A 21120-nucleotide genomic window follows, 5' to 3' on the forward strand; every position below is an offset into this window, starting at 1 on the left:
GCAAGTCTCAGTCGAAGTTGTAGGCCTGGGCGATGTCGATCCCGAGGCTGTTGTTGCGGCCGATGAAGTCGGTCAGGAACTCGTGCAGGCCGCTCTTGAAGATCCGCTCGACCGAGGTGTCGGACAGCATCTGCAGGATCTTCGTGGCCGTGTCGTGACACGGATGTGTCACGCCGTAATCCTTCGCGAGCAGGTTCAGGCTCGACACGACCCGCCCGTAGCAATAGCGCAGCGAACGCGGCATGCGGCCGTTCAGGATCAGGTAGTCGGCGATGTTCATCGGCTTGTACTGCACGTCGTACACCCAGCGATACGACCGGTGCGCGGCCACGCAGCGCAGGATCGTTTCCCACTGGTAGTTGTCGAGGATGGTGCCGACGTGCGACACCGACGGCAGCAGCAGGTGGTATTTCACGTCGATGATGCGCGCGGTGTTGTCGGCCCGCTCGACGAACGCGCCGATCTGCGCGAAATCGAAGATCTCGTTGCGCAGCATCGTGCTGTAGAAGCTGCCGAGGATCAGCGCGGTTTCGCGCTTCACCTCGTCGAGCACCGCCGGCAGCGCACTCTCCGGCACCGGCTGCGCGAACGCGCGGCACAGCGCGAGCCACGCGCCGTTCACGCTCTCCCACGCCTCGCGCGTGAGGGCCGTGCGCACCATCCGCGCATTCGAGCGTGCGGCCTCGATGCACGACAGCACGCTCGACGGGTTGTCGCGGTCGCGCAGCAGGTAGTCGGTCACGGTATCGGCGGCATACGCGTCGTACTTCTGACGATAGCCTTCGTCCGCGCCCGAGCTGACCAGCACCGACGACCATTCGGCCGGTGCGTCGGACGTGCGCGTGAGCGCCATCCGCAGCCCGGCATCGACGATGCGCGCGATGTTCTCCGCGCGCTCGATATAGCGGTACATCCAGTAGAGACCGCTCGCAGTTCGTCCCAGAAGCATCTCGTGTCCACTCCGTCTTCGTTCGGTTCGCGCACCGGCTGCGGCGCGCGCGGTCGTGTCCGGCTCAGTCGGCCAGCACCCAGGTGTCCTTGGTGCCGCCGCCCTGGCTCGAGTTGACGACGAGCGATCCTTCCTTCAGCGCGACGCGCGTGAGCCCGCCCGGCGTGATGCGGATCCGGTCCGACACCAGCACGAACGGCCGCAGGTCGACGTGGCGCGGCGCCAGGCCGGCTTCGGTCAGGATCGGCGTCGTGGACAACGCCAGCGTGGGTTGCGCGATGTAGTTCGCGGGCCGCGCGCGCAGCTTCGCGGCGAACGCCTCGAGTTCCGCCTTCGATGCGCACGGCCCGACCAGCATCCCGTAGCCGCCCGAGCCGTGCACTTCCTTCACGACCAGTTCGTCGAGATGGTCGAGCACGTATTTCAGGCTGTCGGCCTCGCCGCAGCGCCAGGTCGGCACGTTCTCCAGCAGCGCCTTGCGGCCCGTGTAGAACTCGACGATCTCCGGCATGTACGAGTAGATCGCCTTGTCGTCGGCGATGCCGGTGCCCGGCGCGTTCGCAATCGTGATGTTGCCCGCGCGGTAGACGTCCATGATCCCGGCCACGCCGAGCACCGAATCGGGCCGGAACGTGAGCGGATCGAGGAACGCGTCGTCGACGCGGCGGTACAGCACGTCGATCGCCCGGAAGCCTTCGGTGGTGCGCATCGCGACGCGGCCGTCGATCACCTGCAGGTCGCTGCCCTCGACGAGGTGCACGCCCATCTGGTCGGCCAGGAACGAATGTTCGTAGTACGCGGAATTGTGGATGCCCGGCGTGAGCACGGCGATCGTCGGGTTGTCGGCGTTGCCGCCCGGCGGGCACACGGCCGCGAGCGACTGCCGCAGCATCTGCGGATAGGTCTCGACCGGGCGCACCTTGACCTTCTGGAACAGCTCCGGAAAGAGCTGCATCATCGTCTCGCGGTTTTCCAGCATGTACGACACGCCCGACGGCGTGCGCGCGTTGTCCTCCAGCACGTAGAACTCGTTTTCGCCGGTGCGCACGATGTCGACGCCGATGATGTGCGTGTAAACGTTACCGGGCGGCCGGAAATCGATCATCTCCGGGATAAACGCTTCGTTGTGCGCGATCAGGTGCTTCGGCACGATGCCCGCGCGCACGATTTCCTGGCGGTGGTAGATGTCGTCGAGGAACGCGTTGAGCGCCATCACCCGCTGCTCGATGCCGAGCGACAGCCGGCTCCATTCGGCGCCCGAGATGATGCGCGGCACGATATCGAACGGAATCAGCCGCTCGGCGGCCTGCGCGTCGCCGTAAACGGCGAACGTGATGCCCGTCTTGCGGAACACGCCCTCCGCATCGTGGGCCTTCTGGGCGAGGCTCGCGGGGTTCTGCGTGTCGAGCCACTGCTTCAGGCGCGCATAAGGCGCTCTGACCATGTCGCCGGATTGCAACATTTCATCGAACGGTTTCATCGAATTGTTCTCCATCGTTCTCCCCGGCATTGCGCATGCCGGACCGGCGTAATCACTGCTTCGCAAGGAACGTGCCTTGCCGTATCCGCTCGATTCCCCCCTTTTTGTGCGATACGACGCACACCCGCGCGCCATGCCGCACCACGACGGTGCAGCGACGGCCCGTCACGCGGCATCGATGCCGCACCTGTCCAACATAGTTCTCCCGCGTGTCACGCATGTGCAATCTGCACCGCACCAAATGCGTGCCCGCGCCGGCCCCGCGCGTGACGTCGAACCGTGCCCCCGCACGGGTCGTCCGGGCTGCCGCCTGGCGTTTCCGGGCCGGGATGGCACCACCCCGGACCGTCGCACCGCGCGACAGGGAAAGGCGGGCCAGCCACGCCAACCGCGCGGCCGGCCCTGGGGAAGTACCGTCTGCGGCACACCGTCGTTCGACGCGATGAACTAACCGGTTAGCCGGGTCCGGCGCCTCAAACTTATGCAGCCGTAATGCCGCCGACAATGCTCATGCATATTTCGACTGACACCGATCGAAAAAAAACATCGGCTGCGCGCGCACGAGGCACGGTAGGCTAGAAGGTTCGTGCAGCGAAACGGCGCCGCCGCACCGGTGGCGCCCGACTATAAAAAGCGAAGATCGACATGGAAGCAAAGTGGCTGGAAGATTTCCTGAGCCTGGCGGATACCAAGAGCTTTTCCCGGGCCGCGCGGCACCGGCACCTCACGCAGTCGGCATTCAGCAGACGAATCGCCGCGCTCGAAACGTGGATGGACGCGAAGCTGGTCGACCGCAGCATCAACCCGATCGCGCTGACGCCCGCCGGGCAGATGTTCCGCGGGCTGGCCGCGGACATCCTGCGCAGCATGTATGCGGCACGCAACCTCGTGAACGGTTACGACCAGTTCGCGGCCAGCGACCAGGTCGTGCGCTTCGCGGTCGCGCATACGCTCGTGTTCACGCTGTTTCCCGAATGGCTCAAGCAACTGAACGGCGAGGTCGGCCACGTGACCGCGCGCGTCAATGCGGTGAACGTGCCCGAAGGCGTGCAGCAGCTCGTCGAAGGTGAATGCGACCTGCTGCTCGGCTATCACCATCCGCAGCTGCCGATCGTGCTCGACCCGAATCACTTCCCGTTCGTCACGCTCGGCGTCGAACGGATCCTGCCGGTGTCGACCCCCGATGCGCACGGCAAGCCGGCATTCGCACTGCCGGGCACGCCGGACGCGCCGCTGCCGTTGCTCGCGTATTCGTCGGGGGCATTCCTCGGCAACGTGGTCGAGATGCTGCTGCTGAACGCGTCCGAATCGTATGCGCTGCACCGGTGCTTCGAGACCCACATGTCCGAGGCGCTGAAGGGCATGGTCGTGGCCGGACACGGGATCGGCTGGCTGCCGGAAAGCTGTGTCGCGAAGGAGCTCGCGGACGGTGCGCTGGTCCGCGCGGGCTCGGCGGACTGGATCACCGAACTCGAGATTCGTCTTTACCGGTCGGCACGCAAGCGCGGGCTCGCGGCCGAACAGCTGTGGACCTACATCATGAACCGGCCGCGCGCCGCCGCCGACGGCACGATCGCAACCGACCAGCCGATCGCGCCGGCCGTGCGCATCGCGCGCCGCAGCGTCGGCGGCAGCCGGTAACGCGGCCTCACGCATCACCTGCTCACCTACGATCCCCCGGCGCGCGATGCGGATGAAACCGCAGTCGCGCCGGCACTCGATGCTTTTCTGCAAAAGCGCATTCTTCGCTTCCGCTCCATAATCGATTCGTGTATCGCACGCTCGATCAATCGCAAGCAACTGCCAAACGTTTGCGAGTCCGCGCCGTATTTTTCTGCCGAATCCAGCACGGCCCTGAATAATCTGCCGATTCAGACGGCAGAAATACCCTGTTACAGAACAAATTAAAAGTTTCGATTTTCATTCGATGCCGATCGACGCCAAAAACGTCGCACCCTGTTTTTCGATTTCTCCAACCCATACGCCGAACCCCATCGTAATTCCTCGCATCCAGAGGCAAAACTTCCTTTTAACAGTCGTTATTTTTCGGTACGAATTTCGCGACCTCTTACGTTGTAAAATCTCCGTGGGTCATCACTACCGCTGAACAATCTTCATATTCGGCAATATCGACTTTGTTCAGCGCTAACCGAATCATACGAATACGTCCAAATCCTACTTAAATAAGACCTTTAAATTCCGTTCCATTCCGTCCACACGTGGTTGTTTGTTCAAAACCCCTCGTGTATCAATAGCGTGTCGCAAAAAAACACCGCGAATTTCGACTCGGAATAAATGCGCTGTCATTGATTCCGGATGGAGGTTGCAATGTCTTCCTCGTTCAAGCAGCACGCTCGCCCGCTCCTCGGCATCGCCGTATCCGCGCTCTGTTTCAATGCCGGAGCCCAGCCCCAGAACCCGACCCAGCCGCCTGCGTCCGACGCCAGCCCTGGGCGATACGTAATTTCGTACATCTGCGGCGACGCGCGGATCGACGGCACGGCGCCACTTCCCCCCGACGGCCGCCCGTACAACCTCGGCGTCTCGTTCGTATCGGGCGCGAACGGGCAACCGCTGTCGAACGTGCAGGTGCGGCTGCGACGGCATGGCCGCGTGCTCGTCGAATTCAAGGCAACGGGGCCGCGCTGTCTGTTCAGCGTGCCCGATGCGAGTTACCGGGTCGAAGGGACCTATCAGGGGGCCACCCAGTTCGCGGTCGTCGAAACAGGTGCACTCACCACGCAGTTGCGGTGGTGAACGTCAGTCGAATCCGCGTGCCGACGGCGTGCGGGAACGCGTTATGCGCAGCAATCCAACTCATCCAGGAGGATTGAATGACTCGTGCAGAACGACCGGACGGCTCGCCCATCCGTCAGCCGAAACCCTCCTGGGGCCCGGGAAAGAGCGCGGCACTCAGCATCATTGCATTTGCCGTGATCTTCGGTGCCTTCGCGTACGTCGAGCGCGCCCCGGGAGTCGGTCATGCAAGCGTGACGCACGACATTGCGGGTGTGATCCGCACCGCCGTCGGGAAATACCACAAGGCGATCGTGACCGCGACCGCTGACACATTCGGCGCATCGGCGTCTGCCGAGGCGGCGACGACAGTCGCGCAGGTGGCGCAAGTGGCTCCGGTCGCTCCGGTCATGCAGGTCGCGCCGGTTACATCGGCTGCGTCGGCAACGCCCGCCGTCTCGGCCGCGGCCGAGCCTGACGCACCGCCCCCGCCGACCGCCCGCGCCGCCGCGACACGCACGCGCCCCGCGCAAGTGCCGTCCACGACGCTCGCGGCCAGCGCGCATGCCGCACCGGCCCACGGGCGCGCTGCGCGTCCGGGCGACGCGCACCGGTCGTCACGCACACAGGCGCTGGCACGCACGAGAAACCATCCGGCCTCCGCGCCGACGCTGCGGCCGCAGTCGTATCTCGCCGGTACGGCGCACTTGCAGGCCGCCAGCGTCACGCGCAACGACCTGGAAGGTGCGCGCGCACTCGCCAAGGCGCGCTCGTGTGCCCAGATCGACGAGTGGCACTGCGTGGAGCATAACGCGAGCCGAGCGCTCGCCATCGACCCGAAGAACAGCGAATCGCGCGCATTGCTTGGACAAGCGATCCGCAATCGCCTTTGAGCCAGCCGGATGCATCCGGGCCTCGCGGCCCTGCGCAGCGGCGGTCAGCAGCGAGCGTCGTCGGGCGTGCAACCGTTGTGATCGTTTCAGAGTGAGGACACACCGTGGCCAACAATCGGAAACAACAATGCACCACCGTCGCTCCGCCCAATCGGCGGATCCTCCTGCATGCGCCACTGCTGTTGCTGCTCGTCGCGTCCGGCCCGTGCTTCTCCGTCGAAGGCGATGCGGAACCGGGCGGCGCCAGCGAAATCGCCGGGACCAACGGTGCGACGAATGCGCTGCCGCCCGGCATGCAGCCAACGGGCGCATCGATGCAGATCGCCCAGAACGCCACCACCGGGCCGCCCAATGCGCCGACGCCGATCGCGCGGGCTTCGGATGCGTCGATGCAGATCGCCCAGGCTTCGAACCCGCAGCCGCCGAATCTGCCGACGACGGTGGTAGTGGAGCCGGACCCGCCTCAACCGAACGATCAGGCTGCCGCTGCTCAATCGCTGAATACACCGACGCCGGTCGCGCAGACTTCGAACGCGCCGATACAGATTGCCCTGGCGTCGGACATCGCCGCTCCAGAAACGTCGACACCCGCCGCAACGGCTTCAGCCGCTCCGATGCAGACTGCCCAGCGCTCGGACCCGCAGCCATCACACGCATCAACGCCGGTCGCACCGTCATCGTCCACCCCGCCGCAAGCCGCCCAGGCCGAGACTACCGCGCCACCGAGCAGCCGGACGCAAACCGCGCAGGCATCGGGCACGCCGATGCCGAACCCGGCAGCGCCCGTGACCCAGGCGCCGGGCGCGCAACCACCGCCCACCCCGACGCCGAATGCGCAGACGCCCGGCGCGCCGACGCAAACCTCACAAACGCCTGACGTCGAGACGCCGAATGCCCAGGCACCGAACCTCCGTACCGCCGACGTCGCGACCGTGCGCAACGACGTGTTCGGCCTCGCCGCGAGCGGCGGTGCGATCAAGGCGCTCGACGAAGCGAAGGCGCGACCCGACGCGTTCTCGGCCGTCGACATCGCGCAACTGGAAGAACTGTCGATTCGGCAGCAGGTGCGCGGCGGGCGCGACAAGTCGCGCTCGATGACGAGTGCCGACCGCTTCGACGGGATCGACAGCGCACTGCTCGCGGCCGACGACCTCGACAAGCGGATGCCGGTGACGCCCGAGTATTCGCCGGTCAGGACGGCGCTTGCGGGCGACCGGACGGTCGCCTACGCGGCACGCGGCGACATGAAGAAGGCCGTCGCGACGTTCGAGACGATTCCGCCCGACGCGGAAATCTCGATCGACGCGCTGGCGGCCGTCGGTGACGCGTACCTGTACCTGAGCGAACCGGGCAAGGCGAACACTGTGTACCAGCGCGCGCTGACGCAGGCGACCGCGTCGCCGTCGGACCGCGCGACCCGCGGCTTCCAGTATGGCGCGCGCACGCGGCCGATCGAACTGCGCGAAGGACTGTTCTGGTCGTACGTCGACCAGGGACGCGCACCGGAAGCGAAGCAGGTGCTCGACGAGATGGGCAAGTCGCTGCCGCCGGCGCAACAGGTGAGTACCTGGGGCCCGGAACAAAGCGACTATCTGCGCTACTACCGGCTGCGCGCGCAGTACCTGATCCTCACGGGTCACGTCGACGAAGGGATCACCGCGCTCGAACAGCTCGAGAAAGAGGTGCCGTTCAACGCGGAGGTCCGTGCGGCGCACGCCGACGCGGTGTCGGGTCAGTCGCATCCACGCCAGGCGATCGCCATGTATCACGCGTCGCTGACCGACCACCCGGACAGCGTCGAGATGCTCGCCGGGCTCGGCCGCGCATCGCTCACGGCAGACGACTATGCAACCGCGAAGAACGTCGACCAGACCCTGGACAACACGTTCCCCGACAGCGGCGCGGTGCGCAGCTTCAAGCGCGACTACAAGGCGTACCGCAGCCCGGTGTTCACGACCGACCTGAGCTACGAGCACGGCAACAGCGCACTGGCCGACAACAGCTTCACGTCGGACAGCTATGTGTATTCGCAACCGTTCGGCGACAACTGGCGCGTGTTCTCGCATACGTTCTTCGGCTATGCGCAAACCGACGCCGGCAACATCAGCCGCACCCGCACGGGCATCGGCGGCGACTACCGGCACGGGCCGCTCACGGTGCAGGGCGAAGTCACGCGCTCGCTCGGCACGGACGGCCGAACCGGCGGCCGCGGGTCGATCGCGTATGCACTGAACGACTACTGGACGGTCACCGGCGCGGTCGACAGCAACGACAACTCGCTGCCGTGGAAGGCGTATGCCGCGCACATCTGGGGCCGCTCCGCGAACGTCTCGGTCGTGTATCGCCAGAACGACCGTCGCGAGATCAAGCTGAGCTATGGCGTGAGCCGCTACAGCGATTCGAACCTGCACCAGGAGATCGCGGCGACCGCCACGCAGCGCGTGTACACGTCAGCCAAGCAGCTCGTCAACGTATCGCTGGAACTCGGCACCGACAGCAACACGCGGCAGAATGCGCCGTACTTCAGCCCGGGGCGCGACTACGCGGCCGCGGCAACGGTCATGCACCAGCTGACGCTGTGGAAGAAGGGCGACATGTCGCTGCAACAGCGCGTGTCGGTGTCCGGCGGCGTGTACAACGAGCGCGGCTTCGGCTCCAGCCCGCTGTGGAGCGCGCGCCTCGAGCATGCATGGACATTCAAGCACGACATCACGCTGAGCTATGGCGTCGAGGTGAGCAGCCACGCTTACGACGGCCAGCGCGAGCGCTCCGAAACCGGCTTCCTGTCGGTCAACCTGCCTTTCTAGCAAGGAGATCGGGCCATGCAAAACAGACGGACCTTCATGTGCGGATGCCTCGGCACGTTTGCCGCCTGCTCGCTGTTCCCGGGCGTGACCAATGCCAAGATGATCGACCTGCTGCCGCCGTCCGATCCAGCCGACGGCAAGACGTTTCGCGTGATCTGCATGCACGACGTGCGCGACAACCTGATGGCGTCGTTCGCGTCCGCGGCGGCAATGGTCGACCCGTTCGCGGTCGATACCGGCACGCTGACCGCGATCTTCTCGTGGCTGCAGACCAACAACTACCACACCATCACGGTCAAGCAGATCGAGGAGTCGCGGCACGGCGGCAAGCCGCTGCCGCCGCGCTCAGTGCTCCTCACGTTCGATGACGGCTACCGCAGCCACTACACGAAAGTGCTGCCGCTGCTCGAGCGCTTCAAGTATCCGGCCGTGATGGGCATCGTCACCGCGTGGATCGATGCGCCGCTGGATGCGCCGATCCGCATCAGCGACAAGATTCAGGTGCCGCGCGACTACTTCATGTCGTGGGACGAGGTACAGAAGCTCGGCCAGTCGCACCTCGTCGAGCTCGGGTGCCACACCCACAACCTCCATCACGGCGCGGTCGCGAATCCGCAAGGCAACGAGTTGCCGGCGACCACGTCGCACCTCTACCTGCAGGACGAGAAGCGCTATGAAACCGACGCCGAATTCGAAACGCGCGTGCACAACGACCTGCAGACATGCGTGCGGCAGATCCGCGAACGCACCGGCATCGTCGCACGCTCAATGGTGTGGCCATACGGCGCGGAAAACCAGCCCGTGCGCAAGATATCGACGTCGCTCGGCATGGACATCCAGTTCAGCCTCGATGCCGGCCCGAATACGCCGGACGTGCCGCTGGACCGGCTGCGGCGGATTCTGATGATGTACGACGTCGACATCGGCGGGTTCGAGCGCTCGATGCGCGAGCCGGCCTCCAACCGCGGCGACGTCGACGTGCCCGAGCGCACCGTGCAGGTCGACCTCGACCAGGTCTACGATCCGGATCCCGCGCGGCAGGAGGCGAATCTCGGCAAGCTGATCGAGCGCATCTACCGGATGCAGCCGAAATCGGTGTACCTGCAGGCGTATGCGGACCCGAAAGGCACCGGCGTCGCCGAATCGGTGTATTTCCCGAACCGGCACCTGCCGATGCGCGCCGACCTGTTCTCGCGCGCCGCGTGGCAGCTCAACACGCGCTCCAACGTGCAGGTGTATGCGTGGATGCCCGTGCTCGCGTTCCGCCCGCCGGCCGACAAGCATCGCGGGCTCGAGGCGGTGAGCGCCTACGGCGGCGCGCCGGCCCGCGAGAACGGCACGCGCGTGTTCCGGCTGAGCCCGTTCGATCCGGATGCGCGGCTGATGATCCAGCAGATCTACGAGGATCTCAGCAAGCACGCGTCGTTCAGCGGCATCCTGTTCAGCGACGACGCGGTGCTCGACGACTACGAGGACGCGAGCCAGCATGCGCTGCGCACCTATTCGCAGTGGGGGCTGCCGGCCGACGTCGGCAAGATCCGCGAGAGTCCCGACCTGATGAAGCGCTGGACGCGCCAGAAGTCGCGCTACCTGATCGACCTGACCCGCCAGCTCGAACAGATCGTGCTGGCCCACCAGAACGTGGGCGACGTGCTGACCGCGCGCAACATCTTCGCGCTGCCGGTGCTGAAGCCCGAGTCGGAAGCATGGTACGCGCAGAACTACGACGATTTCCTCACCACCTACGACTACGTCGCGCTGATGGCGATGCCGTACATGGAGCAGGCGAAGGATCCCGACGGATGGCTGGACCAGCTCGTGCGTGCCGTCAGCGCGAAGCAGCGCGGAATGCAGCGCACCGTGTTCGAGCTGCAGTCGTACGACTGGCACGCGCACAAGGACGTGCCCGCCAGCACGCTGCTCGCGCAGATGCGCCGGCTGCGCAGCAAGGGCGCGGTGAATTTCGGCTACTACCCGGACAACTTCCTGAACGGCCAGCCGGATCTCGACGCGATGCGCGACGTGATGTCGCTGAAGTCCCGCCTCGACCCGACCTCGATCAACGCGCTGATGCAGATGCAACATGCACAAGGGACCAAGACGCCATGACCACCCACAGCATCATCCAGCGCCTGCAGGACTTCGTCTTCTACTATCCGTTCTTCATGTCGTATCTGTGGATGATCGGCGGCGTCGTGCACTACTTCCTGCTCGAGGAAGGCCGCGAGCTGTCGACGCGCACCATCGCGTCGAGCGGCATCCCGAAGATCTCGATCGTCGTGCCGTGCTTCAACGAAGCGGCGAACGCGCGCAGCGTGATCAGCCACCTAAACGCGATGAACTACCCCAACTACGACATCATCGCGGTCAACGACGGCAGCAAGGACCGCACCGGCGAGATCCTCAACGCGCTGGCCGTCGAGATCCCGCGGCTGCTCGTGATCCATCACGCGCGCAACGAAGGCAAGGCGGTCGGGCTCACCACGGCCGCAGCGGTATCGAATGCGGAATACCTGCTGTGCATCGACGGCGATTCGCTGCTCGCGCACGACGCGATCGGCTGGATGCTCGAGCATTTCCTGACCGACCCGGGCGTCGGCGCGGTCACCGGCAACCCGCGCATCCGCACGCGCACGTCGCTGCTCGGCCGCATGCAGGTCGGCGAGTTCTCGTCGATCGTCGGGCTGATCAAGCGCACGCAGCAGGTGTACGGCCGCATCTTCACGGTGTCGGGCGTCGTCACGATGTTCCGCAAGACCGCGCTTGCCGACGTCGGCTACTGGAGCTCGGACATGCTGACCGAGGACATCGACATCAGCTGGAAGCTGCAGTGCCGCGACTGGCGCGTGGTGTACGAGCCGCACGCGCTCAGCTGGATCCTGATGCCCGAGACGCTGAAGGGCCTCTACCGGCAGCGGCTGCGCTGGGCGAAGGGCGGCATCCAGGTGCTGCTCAAGTACGCGGGCACGCTCGCGCGGCCGACCCAGATGATGATGTGGCCGCTGTTCGCCGAGTACCTGATCGGCATCGCGTGGGCGTACTCGATGTCGTTCATCCTGCTGCTCGCGCTCGTGGACGTCGTCTACCCGCTTCCGCCCGACTGGCATGTGTCCGTGGTGCCGCACTGGCACGGGATGCTGCTGGTCGCAACCTGCATCCTGCAGCTGATCATCGGCAGCATGATCGATCGTCGTTACGACGAAAAACTCCTGATGTATTTCCTTGACACCGTCTGGTACCCCGTCGCCTTCTGGCTGATCAGCATGATCACCACCGTCGTCGCCCTGCCCGCTGTCGTACTGCGGGGCCGCGGCAAGCGCGCCGTATGGGTCAGCCCCGACCGAGGCATTCAACATGAAGAACGCGCCGATTATTGACCTTTCCCTGCGCGCGCCGCGCGACATGATCGCCGAGCGCGGCGTCATCGTCGGGTCCGTGCTGGTCGTCTGGTTCCGCCTCGTGCGGCCCGCGCTGGTCGGCGGTGTGTGGGCATCGATCTGCATTTACACCTACCGCTACCTGCTGCCGTTCAACCAGGCCGAGATGCCGATCGAACAGATCGTGTTCTACGTGACGAGCATCGCGCTGATCGCCGGCACCATCGTCACCTGGCTGATCGCGGGGCGTGTCGTGCATCCGCTCGCGTACCGGCTGCGCGCATCGAAGATGCTGCGACGCTCGGCCAGCGTGAAGATGCGCTCGGTGCCACCGAACGCGCTGTCGGGCGCCCGCCGCCGCGGCGCGCGGCGCACGACCCGCATCCTCGTCGCATCGCACGATGCGAACGGCTCGATTTCGGGCATCGAATGGGTCGCGCATGCGGGGCCGCAGCCCCGCGAGTAGGTCACCGGAGACGGGCCGCGTCGCGCGGGATGCATGCCGCGCGACGCGGCGCCGCTCCTGAAATCGCGCTGGCGCGCGTTGCGCGCCGGCCGGCAACTTCCCGTCAACGAGGTGAATCATGTGCGGAATCGTCGGAGCAAGCGGCCTGAACAATCAGGTGCCGCAACTGGTCAATGCACTGAGCCGGCTCGAGTATCGCGGCTACGATTCGTGCGGCATCGCGGTGCAGCGCGACGGCCGCCTGCGCAGCGAACGCACGCTGCGACGCGTGGCCGACCTGCAGGACCGCGTGCTGACGCTCGGTCTCGAAGCGCAGACCTGCATCGCGCACACGCGCTGGGCGACGCACGGTGCACCGTCGGAACGGAACGCGCACCCGATCATGTCGGGCGACACGATCGCGGTCGTGCACAACGGGATCATCGAGAACCATGACGAATTGCGAGCCGAGCTGCAGCAGCGCGGCTATGCGTTTCGTGGCGAGACCGATACCGAGGTGATCGCGCACCTGATCCACAGCGTGTATCGCGACGACCTGTTCGACGCGGTCATTCGCGCGGTCAAGCGGCTGCGCGGCGCGTATGCGATCGCCGTGCTCAGCGCGCGCGAGCCGCAGCGGCTGGTCGCCGCGCGCGCCGGCTCGCCGCTCGTGATCGGCATCGGCGCGGACCAGAACTATCTCGCGTCCGACTGCGCGGCGCTCGGCGACCTGACCGACCGCTTCGTCTACCTGGAGGACGGCGACGTCGCGCTGATCACGCCGGAACGCATCGGCGTGGTCGACGCGCTCGGGCGCGAAGCGCAGCGCCCGCTGTGCGAAGTGAAGGCGCGCGACGGCGATGCCGCGCTCGGCCCGTACCAGCACTTCATGCAGAAGGAGATCTTCGAGCAGCCGAAGGCGATCGCCAGCACGATCGACGGGATCGACACGATCTCACCCGCGCTGTTCGGCGGCAACGACAGCACGCGCGCGATGCTGTCGAAGACCCGGAGCGTGCTGCTGCTCGGTTGCGGCACCAGCTATTACGCGGGCCTGACTGCGAAATACTGGCTCGAGGGCATCGCGGGCATCCCCGCGCAGGTCGAGATCGCGAGCGAATACCGCTATCGCGACACCGTGCCCGATCCGCGCACGCTGGTCGTCGGCATTTCGCAGTCCGGCGAAACCGCCGATACGATCGGCGCGATCGAACGCGCGCGCGGGATGGGCCAGGAACTGTCGATGGCAATCTGCAATGTGGCGACCAGCACGATCGCACGCACCGCACCGCTCTGCTTCCTGACGCGCGCCGGCATCGAGCTCGGCGTCGCGTCGACCAAGGCGTTCACGACGCAGCTCGTCGCGCTGTTCCTGCTGACGCTGACGCTCGCGCAACAGCGCGGCCGGCTCGATCCCGCGCACGTCGCGATGCACCTGAAGAAGCTGCACGAACTGCCGGACCGCATCGGCCACGCGCTCGCGCTGGAAACGCAGATCATGGGCTGGGCCACGAAGTTCGCGCGTACCGAGAACGCGCTGTTCCTCGGGCGTGGCATTCATTACCCGATCGCGCTCGAAGGCGCACTGAAGCTCAAGGAGGTGTCGTACATCCACGCGGAAGGCTATCCGGCCGGCGAACTGAAGCATGGGCCGCTCGCACTCGTCACGAGCGCGATGCCGGTCGTCACGATCGCGCCGGACGATCGCCTGTTCCAGAAGCTGAAGTCCAACATGGCCGAGGTGCGCGCACGCGGCGGGCGGCTTTACGTGCTCGCGGGCCACCATCTCGAGATCGACGCCGACCGCGACACGCACCTGATCCGCGTGCGCGAATCCGGCGACGCGCTGGCGCCGATCGTCAACGTGATCCCGCTGCAGCTGCTGGCCTATCACGTCGGCTGTGCGCGCGGCGCCGACGTCGACAAGCCGCGCAACCTCGCGAAATCGGTCACCGTCGAGTGATGCGGCAGCCGTTGGTGGCGCAAGCCGCCGCCATGCGCTCGAACGCGGTCCGGCGCGCCGCCGCGTGGCGCGTCGCGTCCGCGCTCTGCGGCGCGTGCTGCGCCGTCGCGGCGCCGTCGCGCACGTTCGGCGGCGCGCCGGTCGTGCATACCGTCACCGTGCAGGCGCCCGCGTCGCCGCAGGAAAGCGGCGATCCGCGGCGCTTCATGCACGGGATCGGCGTGGCCGACACCGGCAACGGCCGGCGCTGGGTCTTCTTCAGCAGCTCGGGCATCGTGCCGCGCGGCGCGCTGCGCAACGGCAACTGGCCGCATGACGTGTACGTCGGCGAATGGCTGCCGGGCAAGCCGCGGCTGCTGCGCGTCCATACGTTCATCAGCCGCCCGGAGGCGCAGGAACCCGTGTCGATCGCGCAGAACCCGCGCGGCGACATCTTCGTCACGTTCGAGGACGGCTGGAACACGCCGCAAGTGGTCAGCCAGCGATACGGCATCTATCGGCGCGACCTGAAACCGGTCAAGCCCTACCCGAACGACGTCGAAGCGGGCGGTCACTCGGGGCACGTCGCCGCGGTCGGCGAACGGTTCGTCGTGTTCTACTCCGCCGACTGGATCGACGGCGGCGGCGTCGACAACCTCGGCACCGGCAACGGCGTCTACCTGAAGACCTACGATGCCGAGGGGCGCGTGTTGAACCATGTGTCGGTCGCGCCGCACCGCCGCGAGTGGTGGCCCGTGGTCGCGGGCTCGCCGCACCGCGCGCTGCTGGTCTGGCAGAAATACATCGAAGGCAGCACGGACGCGGGGCTCGAGTACGCGATGTTCGATCCGGTCACGGCGAAACTGGAGAAGCTCGGGCCGCTGAACGACGCGATCCAGTACTACGTGTATTCGTCCGCCTACGTGCCGGAGATCGACCGCTTCATCGTCGTCACGACCACGGCGGACAATCGCGGCGTCGCGATGCTGCTCGACCCGGACGGCCGTCGCCTCGCCACGCTCGACTGCCTGCCGGCGTCGGTGCGCGAGTCCGGAATCGGCGTCGACGGCACGCATGCGTATGTGCCGACCCGCGACGGGCGCCTGCTGACGCTCGCGCTTTCGCCAACCGGAATGTCGGTGAGCGCCGTGCAGCGCTCGCCGATTCCGTGGGGTTCGACCGGTATCGCCGGATTCCCGGCACGCAGCGGGACGATGCATTTCGTGTCGCTGACACCGTCCGGGACGCGCGAAGCCGATTTCGACACGGCGCGCGAAACGCCTTTACCGAAGGCCGACGCGCAGTGTTCAGCGCATTGACGACGACGCAGATCGATCCGGATCAACGCGATCAACCCGTACGTTTGCGCCACGGCCCGAATCGCGCAATGCGATTTCGCATCCCTTCGGCCGTGTCGTAACCGGGCCGGCTGTCGCAGGCCCGCCACGCGCGCGGCCGCCCCTGCCCCGTACCGAAGTCGCCAGCACCGCGCGTACCGGATAGACTGTCGCCCGATTCGTTCCATCGGCCGCGGCGCTCGCGCGTGGCCGCCGCTGGAACGCCCCATCCAACACCCCTTCCCGGAGAACGAATGCTGAAGCGCCCGTGGTTTTCGCTGTTGCTGCTGACGGTGTGCCTGATCGCAACGCGTGCGTCCGCGCAGGGCTCGCTCGCACTCGAGACTGACGGCACGCCACGGGTCCTGACGCGCCAGGCGCTGCTCGCGCGCCCCGATGCGACGGACATCCACGTGCCGCGCGACATCGCGTACGGCCGGCCGATGACGTTCCGCGCGGTGCCGTTCGCCGCCCTGCTCGGCGACACGCCTCTGCCGGCGGACGGCGTGCTCGAAACCCGCGCGGCCGACGGCTTCGCCGCGCAACTGCCGCTGAATCTCGCGCGCCGTCGCGCACCGGCCGGCGCCGTCGCGTGGCTCGCGATCGAGGATCCCGCGCACCCGTGGCCGACGCTGCCGGGCAAGCAGGTCAGCGCGGGGCCGTTCTACCTGGTGTGGCTCGGGCCGGACGCGTCGTCGGTGCGCGGCGAGCAGTGGCCGTATCAGATCGTGCGCATCACGATCGAATCGTCGCCGCTCGCGCGCTGGCCGTCGCTCGGCGTCGATCCGGCACTGCCCGCGCACGATCCGGCCCGCGCTGGCCAGCGGCTGTTCGTCACGCAATGCCTCGCGTGCCACCGCATCGACGGCGCGGGCAGCAGCCAGACCGGGCCCGACCTGAACACGCCGATGAATCCGGTCGACTACTTCCAGCCCGCCGCGCTGCGCCGCTACATCCGCAACCCGGCATCGGTGCGCGACTGGCCGGGCCGCGTGATGCCTGCGTTCCCGTCCGATCAACTGAGCGACCGGGAACTCGACCAGATCGTCGCCTACCTCGCTTACATGGCGCGGCGCAAGGCCGGCAAGTAAGCCGCGCCCGTCACGCGCCCGGCTCCTGCGCGCTTTGCAGCACCGCGCGCAGCAGGACGTCGGCACCCGCCGCCGACCATTCCGGCGTGATCGCCTCGGCCTCGTTGTGGCTCAGCCCGTCGACGCACGGCACGAAGATCATGCCGGCCGGCGCGACGCGCGCGACGTAGCACGCGTCGTGGCCCGCGCCGGACACGATGTCCATGTGCGATAGCCCGAGTGCCTGCGCCGCGTCGCGCACCGCGTCGATGCAGCCCGGCGCGAACGGCACCGGCGGATACTTGAAGATCTGCTCGATCTGCGCGCCGAGGCCGGCGTCGGCCGCCACGCGCGCCAGTTCCGCACGCAGCGCCGCATCGAGTTCGTCGAGCACCGCATCGTCGGGATGGCGGAATTCGACCGTGAAGAAGCAGCCGCCCGGCACCGTGTTGCGCGAATTCGGCCGCGCCTCGATCATCCCGACCGTCGCGCGTGCGTGCGGTGCATGGCGACGACCGAGCGCGTCGACGAATTCGATCATCCGCGCGGCGCCGACCAACGTGTCGCGCCGGAATTCCATCGGCGTCGTGCCCGCGTGCGCGTCGACGCCCGTCAGCGTCACCTCGTACCAGCGCTGCCCCTGCCCGGCCGTCACGACGCCGATCGTCTTGCCCGCGCGTTCGAGAATCGCACCCTGCTCGATATGCAGCTCGTACGCGGCATGCACCGGATAGCCGCCGACCGGCTCGGCGCCCGCGTAGCCGATCCGCGCGAGTTCCTCGCCGATCGTCCTGCCTGCGCCGTCAGTACGCGACAGCCCGTATTCGAGCGTATAGACGCCGGAGAACACGCCGGCCGAGATCATCGCCGGCGCAAAACGCGAACCTTCCTCGTTGGTCCAGATCACGACGTCGATCGGGCGTTCGGTCTCGATGCCGGCGTCGTTCAGCGCGCGCACGACTTCGAGGCCGCCGAGCACGCCGTAGATGCCGTCGTAACGGCCGCCCGTCGGTTGCGAATCGGCGTGCGAGCCCGTCATCACCGGCGCGGCATCGGGATTGCGGCCCGCGCGGCGCGCGAACACGTTGCCCATTTGATCCACGCGCACCGTGCAGCCGGCGTCGCGCGCCCACTGCACGAACAGGTCGCGCGACTCGCGGTCGAGGTCGGTCAGCGCGAGACGGCAGACGCCGCCCTTCGGCGTCGCGCCGATCAGCGCCATCCGTTCGAGCGACGCCCACAGGCGTGCGCCGTCGACGCGCGGCGCAACCGCGAGGTCCTCACGCATGGCCGGCCTCCGGGGCGTCGTCGCGCGGCGCAGCCTGCAGCGCATAACGAAAATCGCAGCGCTTGCCGCCCCGCATGATCGTGCTCGTGCGCGTCAGTGCGATGCGCGGGTCGTAGCCCTCGATGAAGTAGCTGTCGCGCGCGCAGCTCAGCAGGTGGCCGATTTCGCCGAGCCCCATCGCGTGATACATCTCCGCGTAGCTGCAGCGGTGCACGTCGTAGTCGTAGTGCGCGTCGTCCGCGCGCCGCACCTCGACGTCGAGCGCATCGTCCTTCTCCCACAGCACCTGCAGCGCGATGAACGACTGCACGCTCGTGCCGTCCGGCTCCTGCGCGGCGAACGTGCGGCCCGCGTCGACGGCCGCGCCGCGCACGGCTTCCGCGATCACGGCCTGCGCGCGTTCGACGCCGAATTCGCGCTTCATGATCTCGTAGATGGGCTTGATGATTTCCGCTTCGATGCGGCGCCGCGCGAGGATGCCGAGGCGCGTGTCCTCGGGTGCCGCGGCGGATGCATGGGTCGTGTCGGTCATGGGGTTCGTCTCCGTCGTTTATTTGGTTGCGGCGTGCGCGCCGCCAAGTACGTCGACGACGCTCCACTTGCCGCCGCGCACCTGGTAGATCGTGAACGCCGGGTCCTTCAGGTTGCCTTCGTTGTCGAACGCGATCTTGCCGGTCACGCCGGGCCGGTCGATCGCGCGCACGGCCGCGACCAGCTTGGCCGGCTGCGTCGTGCCGGCTTTCTGCGCGGCCGCGATCAGCGTGGCGGCCGCGTCGTACGCGAACGGCGCGTGCAGTTCGATCGGCGCGTGAAAGCGCGTGCGGTACTGCGTATCGAACGCCTTGCCGCCCGGCATCCGGTCGAGCGGCAGGCCCGGTTCGAGCGCCGTCACGCCGTCGCCGTCCTTGCCCGCGAGCGACAGGAAGGTCTGGCTCACGAAGCCGCCCGCGCCGAGCAGCGGCGCGTTCACGCCGAGCTGGCGCATCCGGCGCGCGATCGGTGCGGCCTGCGCGTCGAGCCCGCCGAAGAACACGAGATCCGCGCGCTTGCCCTTGATCGCGGTCAGCACGCCGCTGAAGTCGGTCGTCTTGTCGTTCACGTACTGGCGGTCGACGATCGCGCCGCCGTTCGCCTGCACGCCCTTGATGAACTGGTCGGCCAGCCCCGCGCCGAACGACGTGCGATCGTCGATCACCGCGATGCGCTTCGCCTTCAGCGTCTTCACCGCGTAGGCGCCGGTGAAGTTGCCGCCCGCATCGTCGTGACCCATGATGCGAAACGCCGTCGCATAGCCCTGCTGCGTGTATTGGTGGCCGGTGGATGCCGGTGCGATCTGCGGGATGCCCGCATCGCGATAGACGCGCGACGCCGGCACGCTGCAGCCCGTGTTCCAGTGACCGACGACGCCGATCACGTGCTGGTCGACCAGTTGCTGCGCGACCGCGACGGCCGTGCGCGGGTCGGATTGATCGTCGGCCGCGACGAGCTTGTAGACGACCGGCTTGCCGCCGATGCTCGGATGCTTCGCGTTCGCGTCGTCGATCGCGAGCTGCGCGCCGTTCTGCAGGTCCTTGCCGATCCGCGCGGACGGGCCGGTGAGCGGCGCGGCGAGACCGATCAGGATCGTCTGCGGCGCGGATTGCGCGAAGGCGGGAACGGAAGCGATCAGCGTGGCCGCGGACAATGCGAGGCTGGCGGGAAGGAAAGCGATTTTCATGTGCGGGGATCAGTGACTCGGATCAAAACATGAAAAATATTAAAGATTCAGCACCCTCACCCCAAATACTCAATTGTTGAATGCTTATGCCATTCCCGACACATTATCGTAATGCGCTGTAAATACGGGATATTTTAATGTTGTCGCTTACCCTGATTTTTCGATAAAATTCGACACATGAAAAATATCGAACAATTGCCGTACGATCCGCCGCTTCGCGCCGTGCGCGCGTTCGAGGCATTCGCGCGTCTCGGGTCGGTCACTGCGGCCGCGCACGAACTCGACATCACGCCGTCCGCGGTCAGCCATCAGTTGCAACTGCTCGAGGCGTTCATCCAGACGCCATTGACCGTGCGCGAAGGCCGGCTGCTCGCGCTCACCGACGAGGGGCGCGACTATTACCGCTCGATCAGCGCCGCGTTCTCGGTGCTGCGCAGCGCGACGCGCTTCGTGCGCGATCGTTCGTCGCTGCGGCAGATCACGATCAGCCTGATCCCGCTGCTCGGCATCGGCTGGTTCATTCCGCGCCTGCATGCATTCCTCGCCGACAACACCGACGTCGACGTGACCGTGCTGTATGCGCATCACCGCAACTATCGAAGCGACGCGTCGGACCTGTCGATCCGCTTCGGCACCGGCGACTGGCCTGGCTACCGCTGCGAGCGGCTGCTGCCGGGCGCGATGGTGCCAATGTGCAGCCCGTCGTTCCTGAAGCGCCACGGGCCGTTCCGCACGCCGGCCGATCTCGCGCAAGCGCCGCTCGTGCACGACGAGGATCGCAGCACGTGGGTCAACTGGCTGCACGGCGCGGGCGTGCGGCATGTGTCGCATGCGGTGGGGCCGATGTTCGAGGACGGGCAGCTGACGCTGAGCGCGGCGCGCGCGGATCTCGGCGCGGCGCTGCTGCGCGCGCCGCTGGTCGAGCGCGAACTGGCGAGCGGCGAACTCGTGAAGCTGTTCGACCACGCGCTCGACGACGGCCGCGATTACTACCTGTGCACGCGCGAGGATGCGGACATGCCGGACGGGGCGAGACGGCTCGCCGACTGGCTGAGGAAGATCGCTGCCTGAGCGCCCGG

At 66.9% G+C, this 21120-nt stretch carries 16 protein-coding genes; 11 read left to right on the top strand and 5 right to left on the bottom strand.

The annotated features are described in order from the left end of the window. Positions 1–7: 7 nt before the first annotated feature. Entirely contained in the window at positions 8–949 is a 942-nt protein-coding gene (locus GEM_RS22305; RefSeq protein WP_014899663.1) for an alpha-E domain-containing protein, read from the bottom strand. 64 nt (positions 950–1013) lie between these two features. Continuing rightward, positions 1014–2429, bottom strand: coding sequence for a circularly permuted type 2 ATP-grasp protein (locus GEM_RS22310; RefSeq protein WP_014899664.1), 1416 nt, complete (start codon positions 2427–2429; stop codon positions 1014–1016). A 645-nt stretch (positions 2430–3074) separates the two neighbouring features. Here GEM_RS22310 and GEM_RS22315 point away from each other — a divergent pair. The 10 genes from GEM_RS22315 to GEM_RS22360 all read left to right on the top strand — a co-directional run bounded on the left by GEM_RS22315 (position 3075) and on the right by GEM_RS22360 (position 17057). Continuing rightward, entirely contained in the window at positions 3075–4070 is a 996-nt protein-coding gene (locus GEM_RS22315; RefSeq protein ID WP_014899665.1) for a LysR substrate-binding domain-containing protein, read from the top strand. Between the two features lie 687 nt (positions 4071–4757). Next, entirely contained in the window at positions 4758–5186 is a 429-nt protein-coding gene (locus GEM_RS22320) for a hypothetical protein (protein ID WP_014899666.1), read from the top strand. Between the two features lie 77 nt (positions 5187–5263). Next, positions 5264–6058: a hypothetical protein gene (locus GEM_RS22325; protein WP_014899667.1), complete on the top strand. Its 795-nt coding sequence runs from the start codon at positions 5264–5266 to the stop codon at positions 6056–6058. 104 nt (positions 6059–6162) lie between these two features. Further along, entirely contained in the window at positions 6163–8865 is a 2703-nt protein-coding gene (pgaA, locus tag GEM_RS22330; protein WP_014899668.1) for a poly-beta-1,6 N-acetyl-D-glucosamine export porin PgaA, read from the top strand. Positions 8866–8880: 15 nt separating this feature from the next. Further along, a complete protein-coding gene (gene pgaB, locus GEM_RS22335; protein ID WP_014899669.1) occupies positions 8881–10974 on the top strand; it encodes a poly-beta-1,6-N-acetyl-D-glucosamine N-deacetylase PgaB in 2094 nt (697 codons plus the stop codon). Then, entirely contained in the window at positions 10971–12242 is a 1272-nt protein-coding gene (gene pgaC / locus GEM_RS22340; RefSeq protein ID WP_014899670.1) for a poly-beta-1,6-N-acetyl-D-glucosamine synthase, read from the top strand. The genes pgaB and pgaC overlap by 4 nt, the downstream gene beginning before the upstream one ends. After that, positions 12220–12708: a hypothetical protein gene (locus GEM_RS22345; RefSeq protein ID WP_014899671.1), complete on the top strand. Its 489-nt coding sequence runs from the start codon at positions 12220–12222 to the stop codon at positions 12706–12708. Before pgaC ends, GEM_RS22345 begins: the two co-directional genes overlap by 23 nt. Positions 12709–12826: 118 nt before the next feature. Continuing rightward, positions 12827–14650, top strand: coding sequence for a glutamine--fructose-6-phosphate transaminase (isomerizing) (glmS, locus tag GEM_RS22350; protein ID WP_014899672.1), 1824 nt, complete (start codon positions 12827–12829; stop codon positions 14648–14650). Positions 14651–14682: 32 nt separating this feature from the next. Continuing rightward, complete coding sequence (locus tag GEM_RS22355; protein ID WP_051138036.1) at positions 14683–15948, top strand: hypothetical protein; 1266 nt, start codon at positions 14683–14685, stop codon at positions 15946–15948. Between the two features lie 272 nt (positions 15949–16220). After that, entirely contained in the window at positions 16221–17057 is an 837-nt protein-coding gene (locus GEM_RS22360) for a c-type cytochrome (protein ID WP_014899674.1), read from the top strand. A 10-nt stretch (positions 17058–17067) separates the two neighbouring features. On the opposite strand, the gene GEM_RS22365 is transcribed toward GEM_RS22360, so the two are convergent. Genes GEM_RS22365 through GEM_RS22375 form a run of 3 tightly spaced genes read right to left on the bottom strand, consistent with a single transcriptional unit; the run spans position 17068 to position 20041 of the window. Then, positions 17068–18324: a Zn-dependent hydrolase gene (locus GEM_RS22365; RefSeq protein WP_014899675.1), complete on the bottom strand. Its 1257-nt coding sequence runs from the start codon at positions 18322–18324 to the stop codon at positions 17068–17070. Continuing rightward, entirely contained in the window at positions 18317–18856 is a 540-nt protein-coding gene (locus GEM_RS22370) for an L-2-amino-thiazoline-4-carboxylic acid hydrolase (RefSeq protein ID WP_014899676.1), read from the bottom strand. The genes GEM_RS22365 and GEM_RS22370 overlap by 8 nt, the downstream gene beginning before the upstream one ends. Positions 18857–18874: 18 nt before the next feature. Continuing rightward, the gene (locus GEM_RS22375; protein ID WP_014899677.1) at positions 18875–20041 is read right to left on the bottom strand and encodes a branched-chain amino acid ABC transporter substrate-binding protein; all 1167 of its coding nucleotides are present in this window, start codon (positions 20039–20041) and stop codon (positions 18875–18877) included. A gap of 177 nt (positions 20042–20218) precedes the next feature. On the opposite strand from GEM_RS22375, the gene GEM_RS22380 reads away from it, so the two are divergent. Next, positions 20219–21112, top strand: a complete 894-nt coding sequence (locus GEM_RS22380; protein WP_014899678.1) for a LysR substrate-binding domain-containing protein — start codon at positions 20219–20221, stop codon at positions 21110–21112. Positions 21113–21120 lie beyond the last annotated feature (8 nt).

This window comes from Burkholderia cepacia GG4 (assembly GCF_000292915.1).
GTDB lineage: Bacteria > Pseudomonadota > Gammaproteobacteria > Burkholderiales > Burkholderiaceae > Burkholderia > Burkholderia cepacia_D.

Excerpts from the sequence above, each read along its gene's own strand:
- pgaB (WP_014899669.1), top strand. The coding sequence starts at position 8,881 with ATGCAAAACAGACGGACCTTCATGTGCGGATGCCTCGGCACGTTTGCC.
- GEM_RS22325 (WP_014899667.1), top strand. The coding sequence starts at position 5,264 with ATGACTCGTGCAGAACGACCGGACGGCTCGCCCATCCGTCAGCCGAAA.
- GEM_RS22365 (WP_014899675.1), bottom strand. The coding sequence starts at position 18,324 with ATGCGTGAGGACCTCGCGGTTGCGCCGCGCGTCGACGGCGCACGCCTG.
- GEM_RS22320 (WP_014899666.1), top strand. The coding sequence starts at position 4,758 with ATGTCTTCCTCGTTCAAGCAGCACGCTCGCCCGCTCCTCGGCATCGCC.
- GEM_RS22355 (WP_051138036.1), top strand. The coding sequence starts at position 14,683 with ATGCGCTCGAACGCGGTCCGGCGCGCCGCCGCGTGGCGCGTCGCGTCC.
- GEM_RS22375 (WP_014899677.1), bottom strand. The coding sequence starts at position 20,041 with ATGAAAATCGCTTTCCTTCCCGCCAGCCTCGCATTGTCCGCGGCCACG.
- GEM_RS22380 (WP_014899678.1), top strand. The coding sequence starts at position 20,219 with ATGAAAAATATCGAACAATTGCCGTACGATCCGCCGCTTCGCGCCGTG.
- pgaC (WP_014899670.1), top strand. The coding sequence starts at position 10,971 with ATGACCACCCACAGCATCATCCAGCGCCTGCAGGACTTCGTCTTCTAC.
- GEM_RS22310 (WP_014899664.1), bottom strand. The coding sequence starts at position 2,429 with ATGAAACCGTTCGATGAAATGTTGCAATCCGGCGACATGGTCAGAGCG.
- GEM_RS22315 (WP_014899665.1), top strand. The coding sequence starts at position 3,075 with ATGGAAGCAAAGTGGCTGGAAGATTTCCTGAGCCTGGCGGATACCAAG.
- GEM_RS22370 (WP_014899676.1), bottom strand. The coding sequence starts at position 18,856 with ATGACCGACACGACCCATGCATCCGCCGCGGCACCCGAGGACACGCGC.
- GEM_RS22305 (WP_014899663.1), bottom strand. The coding sequence starts at position 949 with ATGCTTCTGGGACGAACTGCGAGCGGTCTCTACTGGATGTACCGCTAT.
- GEM_RS22345 (WP_014899671.1), top strand. The coding sequence starts at position 12,220 with ATGAAGAACGCGCCGATTATTGACCTTTCCCTGCGCGCGCCGCGCGAC.
- glmS (WP_014899672.1), top strand. The coding sequence starts at position 12,827 with ATGTGCGGAATCGTCGGAGCAAGCGGCCTGAACAATCAGGTGCCGCAA.
- GEM_RS22360 (WP_014899674.1), top strand. The coding sequence starts at position 16,221 with ATGCTGAAGCGCCCGTGGTTTTCGCTGTTGCTGCTGACGGTGTGCCTG.